Here is a 25,006-nt window from a genome sequence, read left to right as displayed (position 1 = left end):
ACCGCTACTAGACTGCGGGGATTGAAGGAGGCAAAAGTCAATGGTCGAAGAAATGAACAATGAAGTAACAGAAATGAGATCTTTTTCTGTAGGGGATGTCGTATCAGGAAAAGTGACGAAAGTCGAAGATAAACAAGCGTTTGTCGATGTAGGTTTTAAAGTAGATGGCATTGTGCCAATCAGTGAATTATCAAGTTTGCATGTAGAAAAAGTTAGTGATGTTCTTTCAGTTGACGATGAGCTCGAATTAAAAGTTCTAAAATTAGAGGATGATGAGCTAATCCTTTCCAAGCGAGCGGTACAAGCTGAGAAAGCATGGGACGAGCTTCAACAGGCATATGAGTCTGGTGAAATTCTTGAAGTTGAAGTAGCGGACGTAGTAAAGGGTGGACTTGTTGTTGATGTAGGTGTTCGTGGATTCATTCCTGCTTCTTTAGTAGAACGTCATTTTGTTGAAGATTTTTCAGATTATAAAGGTCGTACATTACGCTTGAAAGTAGCTGAGATTGATCAAGAAAACAACAAGCTAATTTTATCTCAACGTGCTGTTTTAGATGAAGAAATAGAAGAGAAGAAGCGTAATGTTCTTCAAACATTAAAAGCAGGTGATGTTGTCGAAGGGAAAGTTCAACGCCTAACAGACTTTGGAGCTTTTGTTGATGTAGGTGGTGTTGATGGTTTAGTACATATTTCTCAGCTAGCACACCATCGGGTTGAAAAGCCATCAGATGTTGTTAATGAAGGTGACCTAGTCAACGTTAAGGTCTTATCTGTTGATGAAGATAGTGAACGTGTTTCATTATCTATTAAAGATACGCTGCCTGGACCATGGGAAAGCTATTCAGGAAAAGTCTCAGTAGGTGATGTCGTTGAAGGTGTAGTGAGGCGTCTTGTTTCATTTGGTGCATTTATCGAACTTGCTCCTGGAGTAGAAGGGTTAGTTCACATTTCACAAATTGCGAACCGCCACATAGGCACACCTTCGGAAGTATTAACTGAAGGTGAGAAGGTTGAAGTGAAAGTACTAGATGTAAATATTGATGAAAAGCGAATTTCTTTAAGTATTCGCGATTTATTAGAGGAAGAGGAGTCTGCTGACGCGGATTATCAAGCTTATGAAGCCTCAAAAGATGAAGACTCAGCTGGATTCTCTCTTGGGGATATGATTGGAGATCAATTAAAGAAATATAGAAACTAATTTATACCATGAAAATCGGCATCCTTAATAGGTTGCCGATTTTTATTGGATTAAAATGGAGGTGTTACATGTGCCCACTGAAAAAGTGCAGTTAGTAATGGGAGGTAGTAGAGATGGCTCTACAAGTTGCACGCCTGCTACGAGAAACCCACTCATAGCAGGCTTAAAACAAAACAACGGTTCCTTCATAGCTTAAAACTCAATGAAAAAAGTGGAAATCATACTTTTATCATTGGGTTTTTATCGGATTACTTAGGGACGTTGTTTTTGTCTAGCTTGATTTGGACTTTGCATTTTGGCAGAACCTGCGTAATCTAAACTTTGGTCTCGATCGGATTCAACTCGGCCAGATTTTTTGAGTTTCTTTTCTTGGCGATCTCTCCCCATATTTTCCCCCTCCTTTTATGAAGAATCAAAAATCGTTTTTAATGTCCCACAATGTTTTATTTCTATGTATTTTATGGTTAGAACGACTACACTTCGTCGATACTTAAAAGGAAGGAGGTGACAGTATGGAAGGTGTGTTTATTTATTGGTTTGGTTGGTTACTTTGGGTCGTAATCACCTTTTTTTGGTCAAAATCAAAAGCGAGGTTTTGGAGTGCGTTCTCATTACTACTATTTTTTATTTTACTACCGAAAACGTTCGTCTTTGCGAATACAACCGTCTATTTGGTTTATGTTCTATTTTCCGTCTATTTATTTTGGCAACTAAATAAAGCAAAGAAATGTAATTTGATTCATTCATATGTAGCTTCCATTACGATCGCAGCAGCATATGCGGGCTTTCAAATGATGATGATATTCGATCCAATTGTCGTATACATTGATAGTCGCTGGATGATTGGCATCATGACGGCGATTATTTCCTTTTTCTTAGCTGCGACATTTATGCATCGATTATTATTTGCCTTTTCTGGACTGATTCAAGGAGAGCTTTTAACGGGTCTTGTTACGCAACATCACCTTTATATGGACTATAGTATTGGTAGTCTCTACTTCTTTGATATAGTTGCTGTAGTAGGAAGTCTTTATAGTGTTGTTTGGGGATTAAAGCAAGTTTCTGCTTACCTTGGAAAGGTAGTCATTAGAGAACCGAAATCGGGAATGTTGAAGCAAAGTTCATAAAGTAGAAGTCGACAACAATGGAGAAATCAAGTAAAATAAATAAGTTGCAAGAAAAAATGGATGATTTTACATAGTAAATAGAAAGGTTGTGACGTTATGACCAAGCCAGTTGTAGCAATAGTCGGACGTCCTAATGTAGGGAAGTCAACGATTTTTAATCGTATAGTAGGAGAACGAGTAGCAATTGTAGAAGATATGCCTGGAGTAACACGTGATCGTATTTATAGCAAGGGTGAGTGGTTAAACAGGGAATTCAATCTAATTGATACAGGTGGAATTGAACTAGGGGATGAGCCATTATTAGTTCAAATGCGAGCTCAGGCAGAACTAGCTATTAAGGAAGCAGATGTTATTATCTTTATTGTCAATGGCCGAGAAGGGATTACAGGTGCGGACCAAGAAGTGGCGAAACTATTATTTAGATCAGACAAGCCTGTCGTTCTTGGAGTAAATAAAATTGACAATCCGGATATGCAAGAAGAATTATATGAGTTCTATTCATTAGGTATGGATACCCCTTATCCGATTTCAGGATCTCACGGATTAGGATTAGGTGATTTACTCGACGATGTTATTAAACATTTTCCAGATGAAGAAGAAGATCCGTATGATGAGGATACGATTCGCATATCATTAATTGGACGACCTAATGTAGGGAAGTCTTCCATTGTTAATGCAATGCTAGGTGAGGAACGGGTCATCGTAAGTAACATTCCAGGTACAACAAGGGATGCCATTGATACTCCGTTCACTCAAGATGATCAAGACTATGTTCTAATTGATACAGCAGGTATGAGAAAACGAGGGAAGGTGTATGAGGCGACTGAAAAATATAGTGTCCTACGCTCCCTAAAAGCGATTGAACGTTCAAATGTAGTTCTAGTTGTTATCAATGCAGAGGAAGGGTTAATCGAACAAGACAAAAAAATTGCAGGGTATGCTCATGAAGCTGGGCGAGCAGTAGTTATTGTTGTGAATAAATGGGATGCTGTAGCAAAAGATGACAAAACGATGAAGAATTTTGAAACAAAACTTAGAGAAGAGCTTCTGTTTTTAACATATGCACCTATTTTGTTTGTTTCTGCTAAGACAAAACAGCGACTTCACACGGTTTTACCTATGGTCAAAAAAGTATCTGAAAATCATCATCTACGAGTTCCGACAAATGTACTTAACGACATGATTATGGATGCCGTAGCAATGAATCCAACGCCTACAGACAAAGGGAAGCGACTTAAGATTAATTATGTAACTCAAGTGGCTGTAGAACCGCCAACATTTGTCTTCTTCGTAAACGAACCTGAATTAATGCACTTTTCTTATGAACGGTTCCTAGAAAATCGCCTCAGAGCGACATTTGATTTTGAGGGAACCCCAATTAAAATTTTTGCTAGAAAGAAAAATGCGTAACAATTCTTCAAAAAGGGAAAGATCCCTTTTTGAAGCCAACACTGCTTATAGGTGCAAAAGGAAAGTGTAACCTAACCCTTTTATTTATTAGCATCTTTGGTGGTGAAGGAGTGTACGAAACGGGGGATGGAATGATGTTTTTAATTGGACTTATCATTGTTATTCTAATTGGTTATCTTTTAGGATCGTTAAGCTTTAGTTATATTATTGCAAAAAAAATAAAAAAAGTAGACATCAGGCAACACGGTAGTGGAAACGCAGGGGCAACAAATACATTGCGAGTATTGGGACTAGGACCTGCGTTGCTTGTGTTAGCTCTTGATGTATTAAAAGGAATTGTTGCAGTATGGATTGGAGTGACTTTTGCACCTGATGATACCGGTCTATTCCCAGCATTAGCTGGTCTAGCGGCAATTCTAGGTCATAATTGGCCCGTTTATTATGGATTTAAAGGTGGTAAAGGGGTAGCAACAACAATTGGAGTAATAGCAACGGTTGTCTTCTTTCCGGCTTTGTTCGCTGGTATCGTTGCAATCGGAAGTATTGTAGTAACGAGATATGTTTCACTAGGTTCGATTTTATTTGTCATATTAACACCGATCTTTGCATTCTTTCTCCTTGATTATTATGGTTATCCTGTTATTTATGGTTATCTAGCTATTGTTGTGGCGCTTCTATCTGTTTGGAGGCATCGAACGAATATAAAACGATTGCTGGGTGGCACAGAAAGCAAAATCGGACAGAAATCATAAAAGGAGTGAGTCGATTGACTAAGGTTGCTGTAATTGGTGCAGGTAGTTGGGGAACAGCCTTAGCTATGGTATTAGCTGATAATGAATTAGAAGTTAAGATTTGGGCAAGACGTAAGGAACAAATTGAAGAAATAAATCGTCATCATACAAATTCTAAATACTTGCCAAATGTTGTTCTTTCTGACCGAATAGCAGGGCATGAAGAACTGCGGGAGACGTTAAAAGATGTCACAATTGTTCTTTTAGTCGTGCCAACAAAGGCTATTCGCGAGACTATAACAGAGATGAAAAAGGAACTAAAAGCTCCTGTTACTATTATCCATGCTAGTAAGGGAATTGAACCTGGCACCCATAAACGAATTTCTGAAATGATTGAAGAAGAATTTGGAGACTCTGAATTATTAAAAGATGTTGTGGTATTATCTGGACCAAGTCATGCTGAAGAAGTAAGTCAAAGACAGCCTACAACAGTAACTGTATCTTCAAAAAGTTCAGAGGCTTCAGAATTAGCTCAAGACTTGTTTATTAATCAACATTTTCGTGTGTACACAAATCCAGACCTTGTAGGAGTTGAAATTGGTGGCGCGCTTAAAAACACCATTGCACTTGTGTGTGGTTTAACAAATGGGCTTGGAATGGGAGATAACACAAAAGCTGCCATTATGACTCGTGGATTAGCTGAAATTGCTCGTGTTGGTGTGAAACTAGGAGCGAGTCCATTAACATTTGCTGGGCTTTCCGGTCTAGGTGATCTTATTGTTACATGTACCAGTGTACATTCTAGGAATTTTCGGGCAGGTTTTATGATTGGTCAAGGGAAGACGTTAGATGAAGTTTTAAGCTCAATGGGTATGGTTGTGGAAGGAATTAGAACGACAAAGGCAGCTTATGAGTTGTCACAAAAACTCCAAGTTGAAATGCCGATCACATCTGCACTGTATGCTGTTTTATTTGAAGGGCTTAAACCAGAACAGGCAACAGAACGACTTATGGGAAGAGTGAAAAAGCATGAAGTAGAGCAATTGAATATTGATTTATAGTTAGGAAAGGCACTGAAAAAGAAACACCTTTTTCGTGCCTTTTGATTTTGGGTTTTAAAGCCTCTTATGCACCTTCTTCTCTTTCTCGCATATGATATTGTGATATTACGAAAGAGGGAGGGCGCATCATGTTCCAAAATAATGACTCATCTTTCATGGACCAAATTCAAAAAAAGACAAATGTAAGACCTGACGAATTGCTAAAGTTAGCTAATTCTGTTAGTAATACAAATCTTAAAGATGAAGCGGCAGTAAGACAGCTAATTTCACAAGTTGCAAAGCTTGCAAACAAACCAGTATCAAAAGAAAAAGAAGATCAAATTGTCAAAGCTATTACAACGAATAATATGCCAATGGACTTTGCTTCGCTTGCGAAAATGTTCAATAAAAAATAAATACCCTGTGTAGGCAAAAGCCACAAGCAAATGAGTGGTTAATGCATATACTTGTAGTGAACGAACATTACTATAGGGCTGTGTTTTAGACGAAGGGTTTCGTCAAGTTGGAGAAGTGTGCCCCCACTTCTCCAACTTTTTTTACATTAATGGATTCAGTGTTATAACGATAAAAAAATTTTTGCCCTTAGTCTGTCACCGACATTTTGGACAAGCTGTGCTATAATGTGATGGGCAAATAGGATATATGGAGGATGATAGATCGTGTCTCAAGCGATGATGAATATGTGGATATCTTTTTTTGCGCTAGCGCTTATGTTTGTATCCGCAGGAACAGCTATTTTTAGTCGAGCAAAATTAAAAGGGTGGCTTCAAAAACTCGTGTTAGCCTTTTCGTTTATATGTTTGCTTATTTCAGGGTGGATTGTCTTTCTTATTGTAATCGTTGGGCCTACGGCTACTTTATAAATAAGAAAGGAGTTGGAAAGATTGAAAAAATGTTTTTTTGTCATGTTATTGATAAGCTTAGTGCTTCTGAGTGGTTGCTTATTCCCAGAAGATCAAAGAGCTGAGAATCGGATTGCGTATCCGGATCAATTGCAATCGGTACAGCATGCTGTTGAACAATTTCAAACAGATACGGGTGTCTTGCCTATACGTACGTTTGATGAAACAACCTCTCTTTATCAAAGGTATATTATAGATTTTAATCAGTTAGTTCCAAGGTATTTACAACAACCACCTGGTACTGCATTTGAGAATGGAGGCGTATTTCAATATGTCCTTGTAAACGTAGAGGAGGACCCAGGAATAAAAGTAATAGATTTAACATCACAGCGAGAAATACAGCAGTTGCAACAGCGATTAAATGATTATATGAGAAAGCATCGTTTTGCTCCGATAGAGGAAATGCTTGATGTAGGTCTTTTTAAGCTTGATTACGAAGCGTTAAATTACAATGAACCACCACATATTAGAAGCCCTTATCATGATACGTATTTACCTTTATTATTAACAAATGATGGTGAGATCATCATTGATTATCGAATCGATTTAAATATGATGCTTAAAGAGCATGATCATTCATTCGAAGAAGGCGAAGATATTAGGTCGTTATTATACGAGCATACACCATTTGTCCCTTTTCGAAGTGTTCCCTATGTATTAGATGAAAATGGGGAACCGACTTATGCAATGCAGCTTAGATAAAAACAATAGTTTTACAGGGCACTGAAAAGTAAAACAGGGCTATAGTTTTATAATTAATTGGCATAAAGCCCCTTCCAAGCTGATATACATATCAGAGGAAGGGGCATTTTTGTTTTCCCCTTCTCGGTAGCCCAAAAACGAGAATCTTCTTACTTTCTATTAAAGGTTGTCATAAACCTTGGACAACATCATAGATATGATAGTGTCAAAGGTTTACGGAAAGTAGTTGAGACTCAAATTTTTACTCGATCGGGAGGGGATCACGTGGAAAAGGTTGATATTTTCAAGGATATTGCTGAACGCACTGACGGCGATATTTATCTCGGAGTTGTAGGTGCGGTTCGGACAGGGAAGTCGACATTCATTAAGAAATTTATGGAGCTAGTCGTTCTCCCGAATATTGAAAGTGAATCAGAAAAAGCGAGAGCTCAAGATGAGTTGCCGCAAAGTGCAGCTGGAAAGACCATTATGACAACAGAACCTAAATTTGTTCCAAATCAAGCCATCTCTATTCATGTCGACGACGGGTTGGATGTAAATGTTCGTCTTGTGGATTGTGTTGGTTATGCAGTACCAGGTGCAAAAGGATATGAGGATGAGCATGGGCCTCGTATGATTAACACTCCATGGTATGAGGAACCTATTCCTTTTCAAGAAGCAGCTGAAATTGGAACAAGAAAAGTAATCCAGGAGCATTCAACCTTAGGCGTTGTTGTAACAACGGATGGGTCCATTGGTGAGATTCCACGCCAAGATTATTTAGAATCAGAGGCACGTGTCGTAGAGGAATTGAAAGAAGTTGGCAAGCCGTTTATTATGGTTGTGAACAGTGTCAGACCACATCATCCCGACACGGAGCAACTTCGAACGCAACTTGCAGAAAAATATGACATTCCTTGTCTTGCAATGAGTATTGAGAGCATGACAGATCAAGATATTAATAATGTGCTTCGTGAGGTATTGTATGAGTTCCCTGTACATGAGGTGAATGTGAATCTTCCTAGCTGGGTTATGGTATTAAGAGAAGATCACTGGTTACGTCAAAGCTATGAAGAATCTGTCCGCGAGACAGTTAAAGATATTAAAAGGCTTCGTGATGTAGATCGCGTTGTCGGTCAATTTACTGAATATGAGTTTATTGACGATGCTCGTTTAGCTGGAATTGAAATGGGTCAAGGAATTGCTGAAATCGACTTATATGCTCCAGATGATTTATATGACCAAGTATTAAAAGAAGTGGTTGGAGTAGAGATTAGAGGCAAAGATCATCTCTTACAATTAATGCAGGACTTTGCTCATGCGAAAGAAGAGTACGATCAAGTAGCTGATGCTCTTAGAATGGTAAAACAAACGGGGTACGGAATTGCCGCTCCTGCTCTATCCGATATGAGTCTTGATGAACCAGAGATTATTCGCCAAGGTTCAAGGTTTGGAGTTAGGTTAAAAGCGGTTGCTCCATCTATTCATATGATTAAAGTCGATGTTGAGTCGGAGTTCGCTCCAATTATCGGGACAGAAAAGCAAAGTGAGGAGCTCGTACGCTACTTAATGCAGGATTTTGAAGAGAACCCGCTTTCTATTTGGAACTCAGATATATTCGGAAGATCTCTAAATTCGATTGTTCGCGAAGGCATATCAGCAAAATTATCTCTAATGCCGGAAAATGCACGCTATAAATTAAAAGAAACATTAGAGCGCATTATTAATGAGGGTTCTGGTGGTTTGATTGCCATTATCCTATAAAGGTGAAATGCCATGTCATAAAGAACTCCCTAACGAAGCCACTGAAAAAGGTGAAACAAATCTTTCTTTAGTGCCCCCTCAAAAAGGGGGTTCTTTTTGCTTTATTAATCATGTCTATGCTAAGATTTATTAGAAGTGCCTTGATTTGAAATCGTTTAACATCGGCAGTATACCTTATTGAATATAAGCATCTTGGAGGCTTTACTTTTTAGCGCAGCAAGAAGCGAAAATTTCTAATCCATGGTAAGATAGATCATGTTAGAATAGGTAGTATTGAATTACGTGAAAATAGGAGAGTTGAGATGAGTAATCAAAATGAATTTTTTGTCATAAAAGCAAAAGAAAACGGTGTGAATGTGATTGGTTTAACACGCGGATCGGATACTCGGTTTCACCATTCTGAAAAACTGGATAAAGGCGAAGTGATGATCGCTCAATTTACAGAACACACCTCAGCTGTAAAAGTACGAGGCAAGGCTATAATACAAACAAGTCATGGAACAATGGATACGGAAGAATGACACTTTTACATAATAGGTTATTGTAGAACCTATGATATAATGATTGGGGTTTTTAAATAGGCAACTACAACAATGAAGGACGGAATTTGGGGGATTTTTATATGAACAAAAGTAAGTTTAATGAGAAAGTTAAAGAAATCAAAAGGAGCTTTTATAGCTTAACTGAGCATCTATATTTGCAATCGTATGTTCCTGAACCAGAAATAGATGATGATAAGGTTCGATTCTTAATAGCTATGATGAATGAGCGATTGCCAAATACAGAAGCAAAAATGTTCACGATTTCAGCATTATTACTTCAAGCTGCATTCGATATGCATGATGAGGTCTCCCTTCATCCAGTTACTTCTGACGAGTTGCGAAAAAACCGACAGCTAACCGTACTTGCAGGTGACTACTATGTTAGCCTTTTCTATTTTTTGCTAGCGGAAAAAAAGCATGTTCCTATGATTCGGATCTATGGACAATCTATTCAAGAAATTAATGAGTCAAAAATGAATTTATATGATCTAACAAATGTGAAGTATGATGACCTGGAACAAACTACGGCACAAATTGAATCAGCCCTTATGCAAAAAATGGCAAATTATTTTGAACAGCCGTTCTGGAAAGCTGTTATAAGAGATTTCTTTTATTTAAAAAAACTTGTTCGTGAAAAAACTGAATGGTTAAATGGAAAAGAAAGTGTTCTCATAGAAGCGATTCTATCTGAGCGATCACCTGGGGAAGATAAGCTTCAAAGTGTTGAACGAAGGATAGAAGATGTGAAAGACAGGCTATTAACAAATAGCAAAGAGCTTAACACTTTTGAGAACTTTATTATTGAACACGTCGATGATTTATTAGGGCATTCGCGATATCAAGAAATTGCAGCAGAAGAAGGGTGAGCAAGATGACACAAACGAAAGAAGAACGAGTCCATCAAGTTTTTGAATCCATTTATAAAAAATACGATATTATGAACTCAGTTATTAGCTTCCAACGTCATAAAGCTTGGCGTAAGGATACAATGAGAAGGATGAATGTTCAAAAGGGCGATCAAGCACTTGATGTTTGTTGTGGAACAGCAGATTGGGCCATTGCCTTAGGGGAAGAGGTTGGTCCAAAAGGACATGTAGAAGGGCTTGATTTCAGTCAAAATATGTTGAAAATTGGCCAAGAGAAGATAGAGGAAAAGAAGCTGGCTCAAGTAAACTTACGTCATGGCAATGCGATGGACCTTCCGTATGAAGATAATCGCTTTGATTTTGTTACGATTGGCTTCGGTTTAAGAAATGTTCCGAATTACATGAAGGTGTTACGAGAAATGCATCGTGTAGTAAAGCCAGGTGGAACCGTTGTTTGTTTAGAAACGTCTCAACCAACCATTCCCGTATTTAAACAGTTATACTTTTTTTATTTTCGTCAAGTTATGCCGTTATTTGGAAAGCTATTTGCTAAGAGTTATGAAGAGTATTCGTGGCTTCAAGAATCAACTATGTCATTTCCAAATCGCGATAAGTTGGCAGAAATGTTTCGTGAGGCGGGTTTTGTAGATGTAGAAGTGAAACCTTACTCCGGTGGAGTAGCAGCAATGCATTTAGGGAAAAAATCAGTTGGAAACTAGCAGAATTGGAGCAGATATTTCGTGATTAGAAAGTTGAAAATCATCTTAGAAATGATTAAATTTGAGCACACCGTTTTTGCTTTGCCATTTGCTTTTTTTGGTGCAATGTTGGGTGCATATATTGTTGATGGGACAATGCCTACGGTCTCTCAATGGATTTGGATCACAGTAGCAATGGTTGGGGCAAGAAGTGCAGCTATGTCATTGAACAGAGTGATTGATGAGCAGATAGATAAACATAACCCAAGGACGGCAACAAGAGCGATTCCTGCGGGGTTAGTTTCAAAAATAGAAGTGTTATTATTTATCATTATTTCATTCGGATTGTTATTTTATGCAGCCTTTAAGCTAAATATGCTTGCCGTTTATTTACTACCGGTGGCTGTCTTTTTTCTTGTTATTTATTCGTACACAAAACGATTTACTTGGATGTGCCATATTGTTCTAGGGGTTACAATCGGAATTGCTCCATTAGGTGGATGGGTTGGTGCCACAGGAACATTAACGTGGGAGGCTCTTCTTTTGTTTTTAGCGGTTGCCTTATGGACGGCTGGATTCGATGTGATTTACGCGACTCAGGATGCAGAATATGATCGCGAACATGGATTGTTTTCTATTCCTAGCCGCTTTGGCATTGGACGAGCATTAAAGATTGCTCGTTTTCTGCATGTTATTAGTTTTCTAAGCTTTCTCGGCTTATTTTTCTTTACTGAACTTAGTTGGTTGTATTTTATGGGTGTACTTATAGCTGGTGCGATTATGATTTATGAGCATTCTCTTGTTTCAGAGGATGATCTGTCCAAGTTAGATGTAGCCTTTTTCACGATGAACGGAATATTAAGTATTGTTATGTTCGTTTTTGCGATGGGAGATGTACTACTATGAATGAAAGCAGTAGTATGAGAGGAATTTATACGGTCGGGATTACAGGAGCCAGCGGAGCTATTTATGGTGTTCGTTTAGTTCAACAGCTTTTAACTGAATCATATAAAGTACACTTAATATTAACTGAAGCTGCGTGGCGTGTTTTTCAAGAAGAACTTCTTTTAAATATAGATGATCGAGATAGAGTCATTCAAGATTTGTTCGGTAAATATGGTGGTGAACTTCACACACATCATTTGCATGATTATGGAGCGCCAATTGCTAGTGGTTCTTACCAAAATGATGGAATGATCATCATTCCGTGTTCGATGGGGACCCTTTCAGGGATTGCTCATGGTGCTTCGGGGAATCTGCTAGAACGTACGGCTGATGTTATGTTAAAAGAAGGTCGTAAACTTGTATTAGTCCCAAGGGAAACCCCTTTAAATCAGCTTCATTTAGAAAATATGTTACGAGTTTCAAAAGTTGGAGCTAAGATTTTGCCTGCAATGCCTGGGTTTTATCATTTACCAAAGACAATGGATGATCTAGTGAATTTTCTTGTTGGCAAGGCACTAGATAGTTTAGGTGTAGAGCATGAGTTATTTACACGTTGGGGGGAAGAAAGATGAGTGTCGTTATTGGTGAGATTTCCTATACAAATATTCTACCGTTTTTTTATCATTTAGATAAACAGAAGCTTATTGAGCATAATTGTCGATTTGTTCCCCAAGTTCCTGCACAATTAAATAACGAAATGTCTAAGGGACGAATTGATATTGGTGGGATTTCTTCATTTGCTTATGCAGAAAATGCGACAAGATATACGTTGCTTCCCAATTTGTCTGTTACCTCATATGGTGCGGTTAATTCCATCTTTCTATTCTCGAAGGTACCATTACATGAGTTAAATGGGAAGAAAGTGGCTTTAACATGGAGCTCTGCTTCTTCTGTCCATCTTTTAAAAATAGTCTTGGAGCACTTTCATTCGTTGCAAATCTCCTATACTACGATGAATCCAAATGTCAAAAGTATGTTACACGACCATGATGCGTGTCTCTTAATTGGTGACGACGCGATTGTGGCAAGACGTGAGTATACAACGTCTCTTTATCATTATGATTTGGGCGAACTTTGGTATGAGCAAACAGGGTTGCCAATGACGTTCGCTGTATTTGCGGTGAGAAATGAAACATTGCGTGATCATCCTAGCTTAGTAGGACTTATTTATCGGTCGTTTTTGCAAAGCAAATTAGAAAGTGAATCGAAAAACTATCAGCCAATGATAGCTGATATTTTAAAAACACATGGTGGCGATAAGGTGTTTTGGGATCACTATTTTCAAAAGCTTTGTAATGATTTTGGTCAAAAGGAACAAGAAGGATTGTCTTATTACTTTGACCTTCTTTATCAAATGAATTATTTATCTCAGCCCATTAAAAAGTTACATATTTGGGATGAGGTTAAAAGTGAGTAAGAAAGAACACTAAGTGGACGATTTGACATCGTCTTACGATATAAGGTGGACGACATGAAACTAGCAGAAATTTATATGCAATTTCAATCAGATATTAATATTATTGAAAAAGAACTTGAAGAGACCGTTTTAGCAAAGAATGAAGTGTTACAAGAGGCTGCAACACAATTGCTTAGAGCAGGTGGAAAAAGAATTCGTCCTGTTTTTGTCTTGCTAGCAGCTAGATTTGGACAATATGATATCAATAAGTTAAAGCATATTGCTGTCCCGCTTGAATTGATTCATATGGGTTCACTTGTTCATGATGATGTGATAGACGATGCTGAACTTAGGCGTGGGAAAAAAACCATTAAGTCTCAATGGGATAATCGTGTAGCGATGTATACAGGAGATTTTATTTTTGGCAAAGCCTTAGAAACATCAACGTTCTTTGCGAACCCGCAAATCCATCAAATTTTATCGAATGCGATGGTCGAAATGTGTCTAGGCGAAATTGAACAAATTAAAGATCAGTACAATTGGGGACAACATTTTCGGGTATACTTGAGACGAATTAAACGAAAAACAGCGTTATTAATTGCCGTTAGTTGTGAGTTAGGAGCTCTTGCTGCTAATGCAGATAGAGACATTCAAAGAAATCTGTATCAATTTGGCTACAATGTTGGGATGTCTTTTCAAATCACTGATGATATATTAGATTTCGTGGGGACAGAAGAACAATTAGGAAAGCCAGCTGGTGGAGATTTGCGCCAAGGAAATGTAACATTACCTGCTCTTTATGCGATGCATAATGATATAAAAATTAGACAGCTGATTAAAGAGATGCTTGCTACAAATTATCCTGAAGATATTGATGTATCCCCGATCTTAACAGCGATTAAGAAATCAGGGGGAATTGAATATTCAATCTCAATTAGTGATCAATACTTAGAAAAAGCCTACCAAGCTTTAGAAAGATTACCTGATACGGAAGAAAAAACATACTTAAGAGAAATTGCTGCCTATATCGGTAAACGTAAATTTTAATAAAAGGGCACTGTCAAAGGTCGATCAGGATCTTTGGCAGTGCCCTTTTACTAACGATTCTTATCTAGCGGTTTCCTTAATGAATTGGAAATGGAAGTGTTTTCTTTGAAATATTTCACAAGTTATATTGTGAGCGTACTAGATATTTGCTATACTAATAGTGGTTTTATTACATACTCTAAGGAGCGATCAACAAATGGAACGTACATATTTAATGGTTAAGCCAGATGGTGTGCAACGTAATTTAATTGGTGAGATTGTATCGCGTTTTGAAAAGAAAGGTTTTACTTTAGTAGGGGCAAAGTTAATGACGCTTTCAAAAGAATTGGCTGAAACTCACTACGGTGAACATAAGGAACGTCCTTTCTTTGGAGAGTTAGTTAGCTTTATTACATCAGGGCCTGTTTTTGCTATGGTCTGGGAAGGCGAGAATGTGATTTCAACGGCTCGTTCGATGATGGGTCAAACAAATCCTGCTGAAGCTGCGCCTGGAACCATTCGTGGAGATTATGGTGTACAAGTATCGATGAATGTGATCCATGGATCAGATTCACAAGCTAGTGCAGAAAGAGAAATTTCTCTTTTCTTTAATGAACAAGAACTTAATAACTATGAAAAAGAAGTTAATAAGTGGGTATAATGTAAGCGCTGTAGAAAGCTCGTCCTATTGGATGAGCTTTTTTTGTGAATAAAAATAGGTAGTCTTTTTAATTTAAATCATCTGTTTGCTAGTCTTAATTTATAAATTATCATAGCATTTTTCAGTCATACATCGTATGATTAAGCCATTACTTAACGAGAGGTTACATATATGAATCAGGACTATGAGCAATTTATTTTACATGTGAAAAAGAAAACTGCGATCGATTTGTCTTTGTATAAAGAGGCGCAAATGAAACGACGATTGGAATCTTTACGAAACAAAAGAGGGTATCCAGATTTTCAATCATTTTACCAAGCGATGACGGGTGATGAGAATCTATTTAACGAGTTTCTTGACCGCATGACAATTAACGTATCTGAGTTCTATCGTAATGCAAAGAGATGGGAAGTGCTCGAAAAGAAGATCCTTCCACGATTGTTACAAAATCATTCAAGGTTAAAGCTTTGGAGTGCTGCCTGTTCTACAGGGGAAGAGCCGTATACGTTAGCAATGATCATGTCGAAGTTTATGCCGTTAACCAATGTATCCATATTAGCAACGGACTTAGATCGTGCCATTCTTGACCGCGCTAAACTTGGGTTGTATCCAGAACGTTCTTTAAAAGAAGTTCCGGCAGAGATGGTACCAAGGTATTTTGAAAAAGTACCAATGGGCTATCAAGTAAAAGCGGAAATAAAAAAAACAGTTGAATTTAAGCAGCAAAATTTACTTGCTGACCGCTTCGCTAATCAATTTGATTTAATCATTTGTCGTAATGTTATGATTTACTTTACAGAGGAAGCAAAGCATGAACTTTACCATAAATTTAGTCAAGCACTAAGGCCAGGTGGTGTATTATTTGTTGGTAGTACTGAGCAAATCTTTAATCCAACACTGTATCAATTTGAACCTGAAGATACGTTTTTTTATAAAAAAGTATAACTTTTTAAAAATAGAGCTATAAATATTTTCTTAGACGAATGAAGCTTTGTTTGATAAAATGTCTAAATAATAACGAAATTGTCTAAATTTTTTGAGACAGCACTCTATAAACTATGTTATAATTTAACGCATAAAAGCGATAAAGAGAAAAGTGTTTTTGAAATTGGAGGAGTCGAGATGAGATATTTAACAGCTGGTGAGTCACATGGTCCACAACTCACGACGATTATTGAAGGAGTACCAGCTCAACTTGAGTTGGTCGCAAGTGATATTAATGAAGATTTAGCCCGCAGACAAGGAGGATACGGTCGTGGCAGAAGGATGCAAATAGAAAAGGACCAAGTCCAAATTGTAAGTGGAGTTCGTCACGGGAAAACAACAGGTGCACCTATCGCTTTAGTAGTTGAGAATAAAGATTGGACACATTGGACAAAAATTATGGGTGCAGAACCACTTAATGAAGAAGAAGAAAAAGAAGTGAAACGAAAATTAACCCGACCGCGTCCAGGACATGCTGACCTAAATGGAGCGATAAAATATGGCCACAGAGATATGCGGAATGTATTAGAACGCTCGTCTGCTCGAGAAACAACTGTGCGAGTGGCTGCAGGTGCTGTAGCGAAGAAGATCCTTGCTGCTTTTGGGATAAAAGTAGGGGGACATGTTCTTGAAATCGGTGGAGTGAAAGCAGAAAATGTTCACTATGATTCTGTCGAAGATATACAAAATCGTTCAGAAGCCTCACAGGTGCGTTGTTTAGATGAAGAAGCTAGCGTGAAAATGATGGAGGCAATTGATGCAGCCAAAAAAGACGGCGATTCAATCGGTGGGATTGTGGAAGTCGTCGTCGAAAATGTCCCTATTGGATTGGGGAGTCATGTTCATTATGATCGTAAGCTTGATGGAAAGTTAGCGGCTGCAATTATGAGCATTAATGCTTTTAAAGGTGTCGAGATTGGAATTGGTTTTGAAGCAGCACATCTTCCAGGAAGTCAAGTGCATGATGAAATCACCTGGGATGAGGAAAAAGGCTATAGTCGAAAAACAAATCGCTTAGGCGGATTAGAAGGTGGAATGACAACTGGGATGCCAATTGTTGTGCGTGGGGTAATGAAACCAATCCCTACGTTATATAAACCTCTTCAAAGTGTTGACATCGACACAAAAGAACCATTCGAGGCGAGCATTGAGCGCTCTGATAGTTGTGCGGTTCCAGCTGCTTCTGTTGTGGCTGAATCCGTCATCGCTTGGGAAATTGCTAATGCGTTGCTTGAAACGTTCGGACAAGATCAAATGGGCACGATTTTAGAAAATGTAGACCGTCACCAAGCAAAAGCGAGGGAGTTTTAATGAATCACGTTCTAATTGAAGTGAAGTCAAAAACGTATAAAGTGTATATTGATGGCGGATTACGTTCAAAGATTGGCGAAATGATGGAATCCGTTTTGACAAGTCCTATTTCATCTGTACTCATTATTACGGATTCATCTGTTGCTCCGCTTTATTTAGATGATATAGTAGGGAGCTTTCATGAAAAGCTTCCTATTTACACAACGGTTATTAAAAGCGGAGAAGCTTCCAAGTCATTTGAGGTTTACGAACAGGTTATGACAAAAGCGTTGGAAAGTAGACTAGATAGAAAATCGGTTATCGTCGCATTAGGCGGTGGAGTTGTTGGTGATTTAGCAGGCTTTGTAGCTTCTACATATATGCGCGGTATCCGTTTTGTACAAGTTCCGACTACATTGCTTGCTCATGACAGTAGTGTTGGAGGCAAAGTAGCTATTAACCACCCACTGGGAAAAAATATGGTTGGGAGTTTCCATCAACCAGAAGCGGTCTTTTATGATACGGAGGCTCTTTATTCGTTACCAGAGCAAGAATGGCGTTCTGGGTTTGCTGAAGTCATTAAACATGGGTTTATTCGTAATAACTCATTTTTGAACTGGTTACAAGCAGAAGTTACGTCGTTTGAGGAACTTCCACTAGAGTTAGTGAATCAAATGTTAGAGAAGTCTCTTGCTGTTAAAGCTGATATAGTTGCAGAAGATGAATTGGAGTCTGGTGTGCGAGCTTATTTAAATTTTGGCCATACTCTTGGCCACGCGATTGAGGCGGAATCAGGTTACGGAGTTGTAACTCATGGTGAAGCTGTTGCGATCGGTATGATTTTTGCCTTAAAACTTAGTGAAAAGATCTTTGAAATAGACTTAGACGTAAAAAAATATGAAGCATGGTTCAAGCGACTAGGCTATAAAACGCGAATCTCAAACAAACTAAATGTTTCTAGACTCGTGACAAAAATGCAAAATGATAAGAAGGCAGAATCAGGAACGATTCGAATGGTTTTACTACGAGAGATTGAAGAGGCGCTATTAGTCGAGGTTCCACCTAATATCATTGAACAATTACTAGTTGAACAGATGGAGGTGGAAAACAATGGTTAGAGGAATACGTGGAGCTATTACAATTGAAGCAAATACGGAGAGTGAGATTGTTGAAGCTTCAAAGGAGCTTGTTCAAGTATTAATTACAACGAATCACATTGACCCAAATAGTGTAGCTCAAGTCCTTTTTACAGTCACAGAGGATGTGACAGCAGCCTTTCCGGCCAAAGTATTAAGAGAATTTGATGGTTGGTCATATGTACCCGTTGTGTGTGCGCAGGAAATTCCTGTTCCAGGTAGTTTGCCACTTTGTATTCGAGTATTAATGACAGTCAATACCGATATCGCTCAAGAAGAAATCGCACATGCCTATTTGCGTAAAGCAATAAAACTTCGACCTGATTTAGCCTTGACGAACGATTAGGAAAAGGTTAGACTAGGGGCAGATGAGATGAAGAAAATAGAATTTCTTCGAGCCTAGTATAGTTATAATTTAGTTTAAAAAGAATGAATATTTAGATTAGTAGAGAATGAGATTGAGTTGAGGAGAGCTGAGTTTAGTTGAGGGATACGTCTATCTATAAACCTCCTAAACGCTGTTTGTTTAGGAGGTTTTAATATTATAAAAGTAGCCAAATCTAAAGTACCCCTTTAGGTTAGTTGGCTATACCCCATGCCCCTCCCACTCATTTCATTCATTCCCATTAAGGAGTGATTGCAAATGATAACCCCAACTTTTTTAGAGTTTGAAAAAGCAGCAGAAACCTATAATACCATTCCAGTTTTTCAACGATTTTTTGCTGATGGTTTGACGCCTGTACAAATTGTTCATCAATTAGGAGATCAAGTTTCATTTTTATTAGAGAGTAGAGATGAACAGTCATCATGGTCTAGATATTCTTTCATCGGATTAAATCCTATGTTTGAATTAGTTGAGGAACATGGAGTGTATCGAACCTATTCAAAACATCGTGATATCGTTCTTGAAAAGCAATCCTTTCAAGAAGCATTTGAGGAAACAATGACTTTTCTTAATGTGCAGCCATTAGATATTCCCATTCCTTTTCGCGGTGGTGGAGTAGGGTATATGAGTTATGATGCCATCGAGACAATTGAACCGACTCTTGCAACAAGTAGCGAAATCAATCGTTTAGCTCACTATCAATTTTTATTTTGTCAAACGTTGATTGCCTATGACCATCAAAATAAAGAATTATCCGTATTAGTTCACGCAAGGCCAACCCAAGAAGAATCATTAGTTAATACGTATCACGCCGCTAGAACAGAAATTAAGCGGATCTCTTCATTATTAGAACAACCAGTCAATGCATTAATGCTAAAAAACATTCCTAATACGGATGAAGAAGTGTCGTTTGAACATGTTACTTCTAACTATGAAAAAGAAGCATTTTTAGCAGATGTAGAGAAAATAAAAGATTATATTGTAGCTGGGGACGTGTTTCAAACTGTGCTTTCTCAGCGGTTTGAAATGAACGTGTCTGCTTCTGCGCTTGAAGTGTACCGTGTTCTTAGAATGGTTAATCCGTCACCTTATTTGTTCTATTTAAAGTTTGATGAGATGGAAGTGGTCGGGAGTTCACCAGAAAGACTAGTTCAAGTGCAAGATGGTCATGTAGAAATTCATCCTATTGCAGGAACAAGAAAACGAGGTCGAAATGAAGAAGAGGATCAGCAATTAGCTAAAGAGTTATTAGCTGACGAAAAAGAACGCGCAGAACATTATATGTTAGTTGACTTAGCTCGAAATGATGTCGGTCGGATTGCAGAATATGGGACTGTTCAAACGCCTACCATGCTTGCAATTGAACGATTCTCACATGTCATGCATATCGTTTCAAAAGTGACTGGACGACTTAGAGAAGGGACGCAACCGTTGGAAGCATTAATGGCCTCTTTTCCAGCAGGGACCGTTTCAGGAGCCCCAAAAATTCGAGCGATGGAAATTTTGCAGGAGTTAGAACCGACGAAAAGGGGCGTGTATGCAGGGGCAATTGGTTATCTTGGTTACGACGGGAACATCGATTCATGTATTGCGATTAGAACAATGGTTATTAAAAATAAAAAAGCCTATATTCAAGCAGGAGCTGGAATCGTTGCAGATTCTGTTCCAGAAAAAGAGTTCGAGGAAACTCAAAATAAGGCAAAGGCACTGATTCGAGCTGCACAATTAGCCGAAAAAATGTTTGGGGAGAAAGGGGTAACCACTCATGCTTAAAGACATTCTTCGTTCATGTATGAATGGACACACAATGACGGAAGTAGAAGCCGAGCAAACAATGAATGAGATCATGCAAGGTGCTGCAACACCTAGTCAAATTGCGAGCCTTTTAACACTCATGCGTTTCCGCGGTGAAACCGTTGATGAAATGACTGGATTTGCTCGCGCGATGCGTGCTCATGCCCTCCGTTTAGATACCAATGATATCTCTGTAGTTGATACTTGCGGAACAGGCGGAGATGATTTAAGTACGTTTAATATCTCAACAGCTTCTGCGATTGTATTATCTGCCATGGGCGTACCCGTTGCAAAGCATGGAAATCGTGCCGTTTCTTCCAAGAGTGGAAGTGCGGATGTATTAGAAGAACTCTTGATTCCAACACAGCATACAAAAGAAGAAGCTAGAAATGCGCTAATAAATTCTAATCTTTGTTTCTTGTTTGCACCACTTTATCATCAATCCATGAAGCATGCACTTACACCAAGAAAGGAAATAGGATTTCGCACCATTTTTAATTTGCTTGGCCCGATTACGAATCCAGCTGGAGCAAATCACCAACTAATTGGCGTGTACGATCATGAATTTGCGAAAAAATTGCAGAAACATTAGTGAGGCTGGGGACAAAAAAGACGCTCCTTGTTACAGGTGGTGAAGGTCTTGACGAATTATCAATAACTACGACATCAAAAGTGATTGAAATCAATGGAGACGATCAATTAATCTATACAATTTCGCCTGAAGACGTTGGCTTAAAACGTGGTACATTAGAGGAGATTCAAGTACGCTCGCCACATGAAAGTGCGATGTTAATTAAGAAGATCTTAAAGGCAGAAGCAAACGATTCAGCTACAGGTATTGTAACATTCAATGCCGCTGCTGCTTTGTATACAACCAATAAAGTTCAGTCTATCCAACAAGGTGTAGAACAAGTTAAACATGCAATTGAATCAGGTGTTGTATATCGTCATTATCAATCATTGCAAAAGGAGAAACAGCAATATGCTTGAGAAAATATTAGTAACGAAGCGTGAAGAAATTGAGCAATTAATCTTGCCCGAATATGTAGAAGTGCCTCAGTTTTCTTTATATAAAGCATTAAGCAATTCAAATCGATCCACAGGTCTTATTGCCGAAGTGAAAAAGGCGTCTCCTTCTAAAGGGATCATTTGTGAAAATTTCAACCCAGTGGAGGTTGCAAAAGGGTATGAAAAAGGTGGAGCCGATGCGATTTCTGTTTTAACAGATGTTACTTATTTTAAAGGTCACCGCGATTATCTTTCTACGATAAAAAAAGAAATTGCCCTTCCGGTAATGAGAAAAGATTTTATCATTCATAAAAAGCAAGTTGATGAGACGCGGAACATGGGTGCTGATGCTATGCTTTTGATTGTAGGAACGGTACCGATTAAAGAGTTAAAGGCATTATATGATTACGCCTATAGTCTTGGACTTGAATGTTTAGTTGAAGTTCATGCAAAAGAGGAATTAGTTGAACTCCTTTCTTGTTTTGCTCCGGAAATTATCGGAGTTAACAATCGAAATCTAAAAACATTTGAAACATCGCTAACACAAACGGAGGAAATGGCCACACTTATTCCTGATGGTAGTTTATTTGTTAGCGAAAGCGGCATTCATACAAGTGCTGATATTGAACGTGTTAAAAACGTAGGGGCAGCAGGTGTACTAGTAGGAGAATCATTAATGAGAGCGGAAAGTCCTGAAAAAGGAATTCATGCATTGTTTGGAGGAGAAAGCGTTGCAGCCTCTTCTTAAATTATGTGGGAATCATTCCGCACACGATACGATGGTGACACTTTCAAGTAGTGCTGATTATATAGGTTTCGTATTTGCTAAGAGCAAAAGGCAGGTTGTAAGAAAGCAAGTACAAGAGTGGCTTAGTGAACATAGAAATTTCAATGATAAAAAACTTGTTGCTCTTTTTGTTAATGAGTCAATAGAAACGATCATAGCTGCAATTAAGGATCTCCCTATTGACGTGATTCAATGTCATGGCAATGAATCAGTTGAGCAACTAAGCGAGTTAAAGAGTCGAGTTGATTTGCCGATATGGAAAGCGATCCATCATAAGCAAGATGCGATTAAACGAATGGAGAGCTATCAAGGCGTTGTCTCAGGTTATATCGTTGATTGTAAGGTGCAAGGTCAATGGGGAGGAAGTGGAGTCTCATTTGATTGGGACTATATACCTCAATATTTAGATGAAGGGAAGCGTCAAGGTGTACCGGTCTTTATTGCTGGAGGCATTCGTCCGGAGAATGTGGAAGAAGTTTTACAATATTCCCCTGATGGTGTCGACGTATCGAGTGGAATTGAAGAAAATGGACAAAAATCAAGAGACCTAATAAGGCAGCTAGAAGAAAGGGTGAAGCAATATGACAACAACGTACCCAGATAAACGGGGGCGCTTCGGTGATTTCGGTGGGAAGTATGTCCCTGAAACGTTAATGAGTGTCATTGAAGAACTAGAACAGGCATTAGATGAAGCGAGTGCAGATGACTCGTTTGCCAAAGAGTACCTTACTCATTTACAAGAATATGCTGGTAGACCGACGGCTTTGTCTTATGCGGAAAATTTGAGTCAATCTTTAGGAGGAGCCAAAATTTATCTGAAACGAGAAGACCTCTTACATACGGGAGCGCACAAGCTTAATAATGCGATGGGTCAGGCACTGTTAGCCAAAAGAATGGGAAAGACAAAAATCGTGGCAGAAACAGGAGCGGGGCAGCATGGGGTTGCCTCAGCGACGATTGCAGCTAAGTTTGGACTTGAATGTAAAGTGTTTATGGGTGCAGAAGATATGGAGCGACAAGCTCTGAACGTTTTTCGAATGGAATTATTAGGAGCGGAAGTCGTACCGGCAACATCAGGCAGTCAAACATTAAAAGATGCAACAAATGAAGCGATTCGTTATTGGGTGGCCAATGCCGAAGACACGTTTTATTTAATTGGCTCGGTCGTGGGGCCACATCCTTACCCAAAGATGGTTCGAGATTTTCAACGTATTATAGGAGACGAAGCGAAAAAGCAGTTTGTTGAAAGAGTAGGACAACTGCCGTCGGAAATTGTAGCTTGTGTCGGCGGAGGAAGTAACGCAATCGGGATGTTTTATCCGTTCCTAGAGGATCCTGTTAAGCTAATCGGTGTGGAAGCAGCAGGAATGGGGGTTGATACAGATCAACATGCTGCAACAATGACACATGGCCGAAAAGGAGTAATCCACGGCTCCCTAACGTATTTATTACAGGATGAAGCTGGACAGATCACGGAGCCCTATTCGATTTCTGCAGGGCTTGATTATCCAGGTGTAGGTCCAGAACATGCATACTTAGCGAGTAGTGGAAGAGTTTCTTATGAGGCTGTTAGTGATCAACAAGCATTAGATGCATTAAAATTGTTATCGGAGAAAGAGGGGATCATACCAGCGATTGAATCGGCACATGCATTAGCAAAAGCATTTGAGCGTGCAAAAGAGTTAACGCTAGATGATTCACTTCTCGTTTGTTTATCAGGTAGAGGTGACAAAGACGTACACACATTAATGAAGCGTTTTAGAGGTGATATACATGGCGAATAAGCGAATGGAAGCTGCTACAAGTACTAATCAATCATTGTTTATCCCGTTTATTACAGCTGGAGATCCTTCAGCTGAAGCAACAATTGAAATAGCTTTAGCATTAGAAGAAGCTGGTGCTACTATTTTAGAGCTAGGAATCCCGTATTCGGATCCTTTGGCTGACGGACCTACGATTCAAGCTGCATCAAAGCGTGCTTTAAAAGGCGGTATGTCTTTAGAAAAAGCTTTAAAGCTAGTACCGCAAATGAGAAAAAGTGGGTTAACGATCCCGGTCATTATTTTTACGTATTTTAATCCATTATTACAGTATGGGGAAGAAAGATTTGTTAATGAAGCAGCTGAGTTAGGGATCGACGGATTGTTAGTACCTGATCTTCCATATGAAGAAAGTGAGCATTTAGCTCAACTTTGTGAGGATCATCATTTGTCATTCATTTCGCTCGTTGCTCCTACCTCTAAGCAACGAATGTTAAAAATTGCAGAACGGTCAAAAGGATTTTTATATTGTGTTTCATCTTTAGGGGTTACGGGTGTTCGTAATGAACTTGATCCACGCGTATATGATTTTTTAAAGACGGTACGTGAAGCAAGTAAGATTCCTACAGCTGTTGGATTTGGCATATCTTCGAACGAACAAGTGAAGGTGATGAGAGAACATGCTGATGGTGTTGTTGTAGGTAGTGCATTAGTGGCGGTTATTGGAGAGAGGGAAGAAGCATTAAAAAATAAGGAAACAAGGAACTCAGCTCTCTATGAAATAAAAAAGTTTGTCACTTCGCTCATTTCGTCGTAACATAATAGATAGATGCATATTTTTTATTGGATGAGGT

27 protein-coding genes and 1 pseudogene are annotated in these 25,006 nt (G+C 38.7%); 27 read left to right on the top strand and 1 reads right to left on the bottom strand.

Going from position 1 to position 25,006, the window contains the following annotated elements; genetic code table 11:
• The first annotated feature begins 40 nt into the window (after positions 1–40).
• Positions 41–1,198 carry a 30S ribosomal protein S1 gene (gene rpsA / locus LQ50_RS09510; RefSeq protein WP_034628550.1) on the top strand — a complete coding sequence of 386 codons (1,158 nt, stop codon included), beginning with the start codon at positions 41–43 and terminating at the stop codon, positions 1,196–1,198.
• Positions 1,199–1,450: 252 nt separating this feature from the next.
• On the opposite strand, the gene LQ50_RS24635 is transcribed toward rpsA, so the two are convergent.
• The gene (locus LQ50_RS24635) at positions 1,451–1,585 is read right to left on the bottom strand and encodes a YpzI family protein (protein ID WP_070808130.1); all 135 of its coding nucleotides are present in this window, start codon (positions 1,583–1,585) and stop codon (positions 1,451–1,453) included.
• 125 nt (positions 1,586–1,710) lie between these two features.
• On the opposite strand from LQ50_RS24635, the gene LQ50_RS09505 reads away from it, so the two are divergent.
• From LQ50_RS09505 to trpA, 26 genes and pseudogenes are all read left to right on the top strand, one after another.
• Entirely contained in the window at positions 1,711–2,325 is a 615-nt protein-coding gene (locus tag LQ50_RS09505; RefSeq protein ID WP_034628546.1) for a YphA family membrane protein, read from the top strand.
• 96 nt (positions 2,326–2,421) lie between these two features.
• Positions 2,422–3,735: a ribosome biogenesis GTPase Der gene (gene der, locus LQ50_RS09500; protein ID WP_034628544.1), complete on the top strand. Its 1,314-nt coding sequence runs from the start codon at positions 2,422–2,424 to the stop codon at positions 3,733–3,735.
• 134 nt (positions 3,736–3,869) lie between these two features.
• Positions 3,870–4,487 carry a glycerol-3-phosphate 1-O-acyltransferase PlsY gene (gene plsY / locus LQ50_RS09495; RefSeq protein WP_034628642.1) on the top strand — a complete coding sequence of 206 codons (618 nt, stop codon included), beginning with the start codon at positions 3,870–3,872 and terminating at the stop codon, positions 4,485–4,487.
• A gap of 14 nt (positions 4,488–4,501) precedes the next feature.
• The gene (locus tag LQ50_RS09490; RefSeq protein ID WP_034628541.1) at positions 4,502–5,527 is read left to right on the top strand and encodes an NAD(P)H-dependent glycerol-3-phosphate dehydrogenase; all 1,026 of its coding nucleotides are present in this window, start codon (positions 4,502–4,504) and stop codon (positions 5,525–5,527) included.
• A 128-nt stretch (positions 5,528–5,655) separates the two neighbouring features.
• A complete protein-coding gene (locus tag LQ50_RS09485; RefSeq protein ID WP_034628539.1) occupies positions 5,656–5,922 on the top strand; it encodes a stage VI sporulation protein F in 267 nt (88 codons plus the stop codon).
• Positions 5,923–6,186: 264 nt separating this feature from the next.
• On the top strand, positions 6,187–6,390 hold the full coding sequence (locus LQ50_RS09480; protein WP_034628536.1) for a DUF2768 domain-containing protein: 204 nt from the start codon (positions 6,187–6,189) through the stop codon (positions 6,388–6,390).
• Between the two features lie 21 nt (positions 6,391–6,411).
• Positions 6,412–7,131, top strand: a complete 720-nt coding sequence (locus LQ50_RS09475) for a YphF family lipoprotein (RefSeq protein ID WP_237563682.1) — start codon at positions 6,412–6,414, stop codon at positions 7,129–7,131.
• 264 nt (positions 7,132–7,395) lie between these two features.
• Positions 7,396–8,874, top strand: a complete 1,479-nt coding sequence (gene spoIVA / locus LQ50_RS09470; RefSeq protein WP_034628534.1) for a stage IV sporulation protein A — start codon at positions 7,396–7,398, stop codon at positions 8,872–8,874.
• Positions 8,875–9,176: 302 nt separating this feature from the next.
• Positions 9,177–9,395, top strand: coding sequence for a trp RNA-binding attenuation protein MtrB (mtrB, locus tag LQ50_RS09465; protein ID WP_034628532.1), 219 nt, complete (start codon positions 9,177–9,179; stop codon positions 9,393–9,395).
• Positions 9,396–9,496: 101 nt separating this feature from the next.
• The gene (locus LQ50_RS09460) at positions 9,497–10,282 is read left to right on the top strand and encodes a heptaprenyl diphosphate synthase component 1 (protein WP_034628529.1); all 786 of its coding nucleotides are present in this window, start codon (positions 9,497–9,499) and stop codon (positions 10,280–10,282) included.
• A 5-nt stretch (positions 10,283–10,287) separates the two neighbouring features.
• Positions 10,288–11,001, top strand: a complete 714-nt coding sequence (gene menG / locus LQ50_RS09455) for a demethylmenaquinone methyltransferase (protein WP_034628526.1) — start codon at positions 10,288–10,290, stop codon at positions 10,999–11,001.
• A 21-nt stretch (positions 11,002–11,022) separates the two neighbouring features.
• On the top strand, positions 11,023–11,886 hold the full coding sequence (locus tag LQ50_RS09450; RefSeq protein WP_034628523.1) for a UbiA-like polyprenyltransferase: 864 nt from the start codon (positions 11,023–11,025) through the stop codon (positions 11,884–11,886).
• Positions 11,883–12,497 carry a UbiX family flavin prenyltransferase gene (locus tag LQ50_RS09445; protein WP_052144675.1) on the top strand — a complete coding sequence of 205 codons (615 nt, stop codon included), beginning with the start codon at positions 11,883–11,885 and terminating at the stop codon, positions 12,495–12,497. The genes LQ50_RS09450 and LQ50_RS09445 overlap by 4 nt, the downstream gene beginning before the upstream one ends.
• The gene (locus tag LQ50_RS09440; RefSeq protein ID WP_034628520.1) at positions 12,494–13,342 is read left to right on the top strand and encodes a menaquinone biosynthesis protein; all 849 of its coding nucleotides are present in this window, start codon (positions 12,494–12,496) and stop codon (positions 13,340–13,342) included. The genes LQ50_RS09445 and LQ50_RS09440 overlap by 4 nt, the downstream gene beginning before the upstream one ends.
• Positions 13,343–13,396: 54 nt before the next feature.
• On the top strand, positions 13,397–14,368 hold the full coding sequence (hepT, locus tag LQ50_RS09435) for a heptaprenyl diphosphate synthase component II (protein WP_034628519.1): 972 nt from the start codon (positions 13,397–13,399) through the stop codon (positions 14,366–14,368).
• Positions 14,369–14,564: 196 nt separating this feature from the next.
• Positions 14,565–15,008, top strand: a complete 444-nt coding sequence (gene ndk, locus LQ50_RS09430) for a nucleoside-diphosphate kinase (RefSeq protein ID WP_034628517.1) — start codon at positions 14,565–14,567, stop codon at positions 15,006–15,008.
• Positions 15,009–15,179: 171 nt separating this feature from the next.
• Positions 15,180–15,953: a CheR family methyltransferase gene (locus LQ50_RS09425; protein WP_034628515.1), complete on the top strand. Its 774-nt coding sequence runs from the start codon at positions 15,180–15,182 to the stop codon at positions 15,951–15,953.
• Positions 15,954–16,130: 177 nt separating this feature from the next.
• Complete coding sequence (gene aroC, locus LQ50_RS09420; protein WP_034628513.1) at positions 16,131–17,303, top strand: chorismate synthase; 1,173 nt, start codon at positions 16,131–16,133, stop codon at positions 17,301–17,303.
• The gene (gene aroB / locus LQ50_RS09415; protein ID WP_034628511.1) at positions 17,303–18,400 is read left to right on the top strand and encodes a 3-dehydroquinate synthase; all 1,098 of its coding nucleotides are present in this window, start codon (positions 17,303–17,305) and stop codon (positions 18,398–18,400) included. The genes aroC and aroB overlap by 1 nt, the downstream gene beginning before the upstream one ends.
• Complete coding sequence (gene aroH / locus LQ50_RS09410) at positions 18,393–18,764, top strand: chorismate mutase (protein ID WP_034628509.1); 372 nt, start codon at positions 18,393–18,395, stop codon at positions 18,762–18,764. Before aroB ends, aroH begins: the two co-directional genes overlap by 8 nt.
• Before the next feature lie 297 nt (positions 18,765–19,061).
• Positions 19,062–20,576 carry an anthranilate synthase component I gene (gene trpE / locus LQ50_RS09405; protein WP_084138700.1) on the top strand — a complete coding sequence of 505 codons (1,515 nt, stop codon included), beginning with the start codon at positions 19,062–19,064 and terminating at the stop codon, positions 20,574–20,576.
• Positions 20,569–21,587, top strand: a pseudogene (trpD, locus tag LQ50_RS09400) (anthranilate phosphoribosyltransferase). The gene trpE and the pseudogene trpD overlap by 8 nt, the downstream one beginning before the upstream one ends.
• A complete protein-coding gene (trpC, locus tag LQ50_RS09395) occupies positions 21,580–22,353 on the top strand; it encodes an indole-3-glycerol phosphate synthase TrpC (RefSeq protein WP_034628506.1) in 774 nt (257 codons plus the stop codon). Before trpD ends, trpC begins: the two are co-directional and overlap by 8 nt.
• Positions 22,337–22,996 carry a phosphoribosylanthranilate isomerase gene (locus LQ50_RS09390; protein WP_034628503.1) on the top strand — a complete coding sequence of 220 codons (660 nt, stop codon included), beginning with the start codon at positions 22,337–22,339 and terminating at the stop codon, positions 22,994–22,996. The genes trpC and LQ50_RS09390 overlap by 17 nt, the downstream gene beginning before the upstream one ends.
• Positions 22,974–24,176 (top strand): tryptophan synthase subunit beta, encoded by a 1,203-nt coding sequence (trpB, locus tag LQ50_RS09385; protein WP_034628501.1) that lies wholly within the window; start codon positions 22,974–22,976, stop codon positions 24,174–24,176. Before LQ50_RS09390 ends, trpB begins: the two co-directional genes overlap by 23 nt.
• Entirely contained in the window at positions 24,166–24,969 is an 804-nt protein-coding gene (gene trpA / locus LQ50_RS09380) for a tryptophan synthase subunit alpha (protein ID WP_237563681.1), read from the top strand. Before trpB ends, trpA begins: the two co-directional genes overlap by 11 nt.
• Positions 24,970–25,006 lie beyond the last annotated feature (37 nt).

Origin of the sequence: Halalkalibacter okhensis (genome assembly GCF_000787375.1) — a bacterium.
Taxonomy (GTDB): Bacteria; Bacillota; Bacilli; order Bacillales; family Bacillaceae_D; genus Halalkalibacter; species Halalkalibacter okhensis.
Note: the sequence above shows the minus strand (reverse complement) of the source record. Positions and strands in the feature narration are given on the sequence as shown.

Excerpts from the sequence above, each read along its gene's own strand:
- LQ50_RS09485 (WP_034628539.1), top strand. The coding sequence starts at position 5,656 with ATGTTCCAAAATAATGACTCATCTTTCATGGACCAAATTCAAAAAAAG.
- aroH (WP_034628509.1), top strand. The coding sequence starts at position 18,393 with ATGGTTAGAGGAATACGTGGAGCTATTACAATTGAAGCAAATACGGAG.
- LQ50_RS09505 (WP_034628546.1), top strand. The coding sequence starts at position 1,711 with ATGGAAGGTGTGTTTATTTATTGGTTTGGTTGGTTACTTTGGGTCGTA.
- LQ50_RS09440 (WP_034628520.1), top strand. The coding sequence starts at position 12,494 with ATGAGTGTCGTTATTGGTGAGATTTCCTATACAAATATTCTACCGTTT.
- trpA (WP_237563681.1), top strand. The coding sequence starts at position 24,166 with ATGGCGAATAAGCGAATGGAAGCTGCTACAAGTACTAATCAATCATTG.
- trpB (WP_034628501.1), top strand. The coding sequence starts at position 22,974 with ATGACAACAACGTACCCAGATAAACGGGGGCGCTTCGGTGATTTCGGT.
- trpE (WP_084138700.1), top strand. The coding sequence starts at position 19,062 with ATGATAACCCCAACTTTTTTAGAGTTTGAAAAAGCAGCAGAAACCTAT.
- aroB (WP_034628511.1), top strand. The coding sequence starts at position 17,303 with ATGAATCACGTTCTAATTGAAGTGAAGTCAAAAACGTATAAAGTGTAT.
- hepT (WP_034628519.1), top strand. The coding sequence starts at position 13,397 with ATGAAACTAGCAGAAATTTATATGCAATTTCAATCAGATATTAATATT.
- LQ50_RS24635 (WP_070808130.1), bottom strand. The coding sequence starts at position 1,585 with ATGGGGAGAGATCGCCAAGAAAAGAAACTCAAAAAATCTGGCCGAGTT.
- LQ50_RS09445 (WP_052144675.1), top strand. The coding sequence starts at position 11,883 with ATGAATGAAAGCAGTAGTATGAGAGGAATTTATACGGTCGGGATTACA.
- ndk (WP_034628517.1), top strand. The coding sequence starts at position 14,565 with ATGGAACGTACATATTTAATGGTTAAGCCAGATGGTGTGCAACGTAAT.
- aroC (WP_034628513.1), top strand. The coding sequence starts at position 16,131 with ATGAGATATTTAACAGCTGGTGAGTCACATGGTCCACAACTCACGACG.
- LQ50_RS09460 (WP_034628529.1), top strand. The coding sequence starts at position 9,497 with ATGAACAAAAGTAAGTTTAATGAGAAAGTTAAAGAAATCAAAAGGAGC.
- LQ50_RS09425 (WP_034628515.1), top strand. The coding sequence starts at position 15,180 with ATGAATCAGGACTATGAGCAATTTATTTTACATGTGAAAAAGAAAACT.
- plsY (WP_034628642.1), top strand. The coding sequence starts at position 3,870 with ATGTTTTTAATTGGACTTATCATTGTTATTCTAATTGGTTATCTTTTA.
- rpsA (WP_034628550.1), top strand. The coding sequence starts at position 41 with ATGGTCGAAGAAATGAACAATGAAGTAACAGAAATGAGATCTTTTTCT.
- menG (WP_034628526.1), top strand. The coding sequence starts at position 10,288 with ATGACACAAACGAAAGAAGAACGAGTCCATCAAGTTTTTGAATCCATT.
- mtrB (WP_034628532.1), top strand. The coding sequence starts at position 9,177 with ATGAGTAATCAAAATGAATTTTTTGTCATAAAAGCAAAAGAAAACGGT.
- der (WP_034628544.1), top strand. The coding sequence starts at position 2,422 with ATGACCAAGCCAGTTGTAGCAATAGTCGGACGTCCTAATGTAGGGAAG.
- trpC (WP_034628506.1), top strand. The coding sequence starts at position 21,580 with ATGCTTGAGAAAATATTAGTAACGAAGCGTGAAGAAATTGAGCAATTA.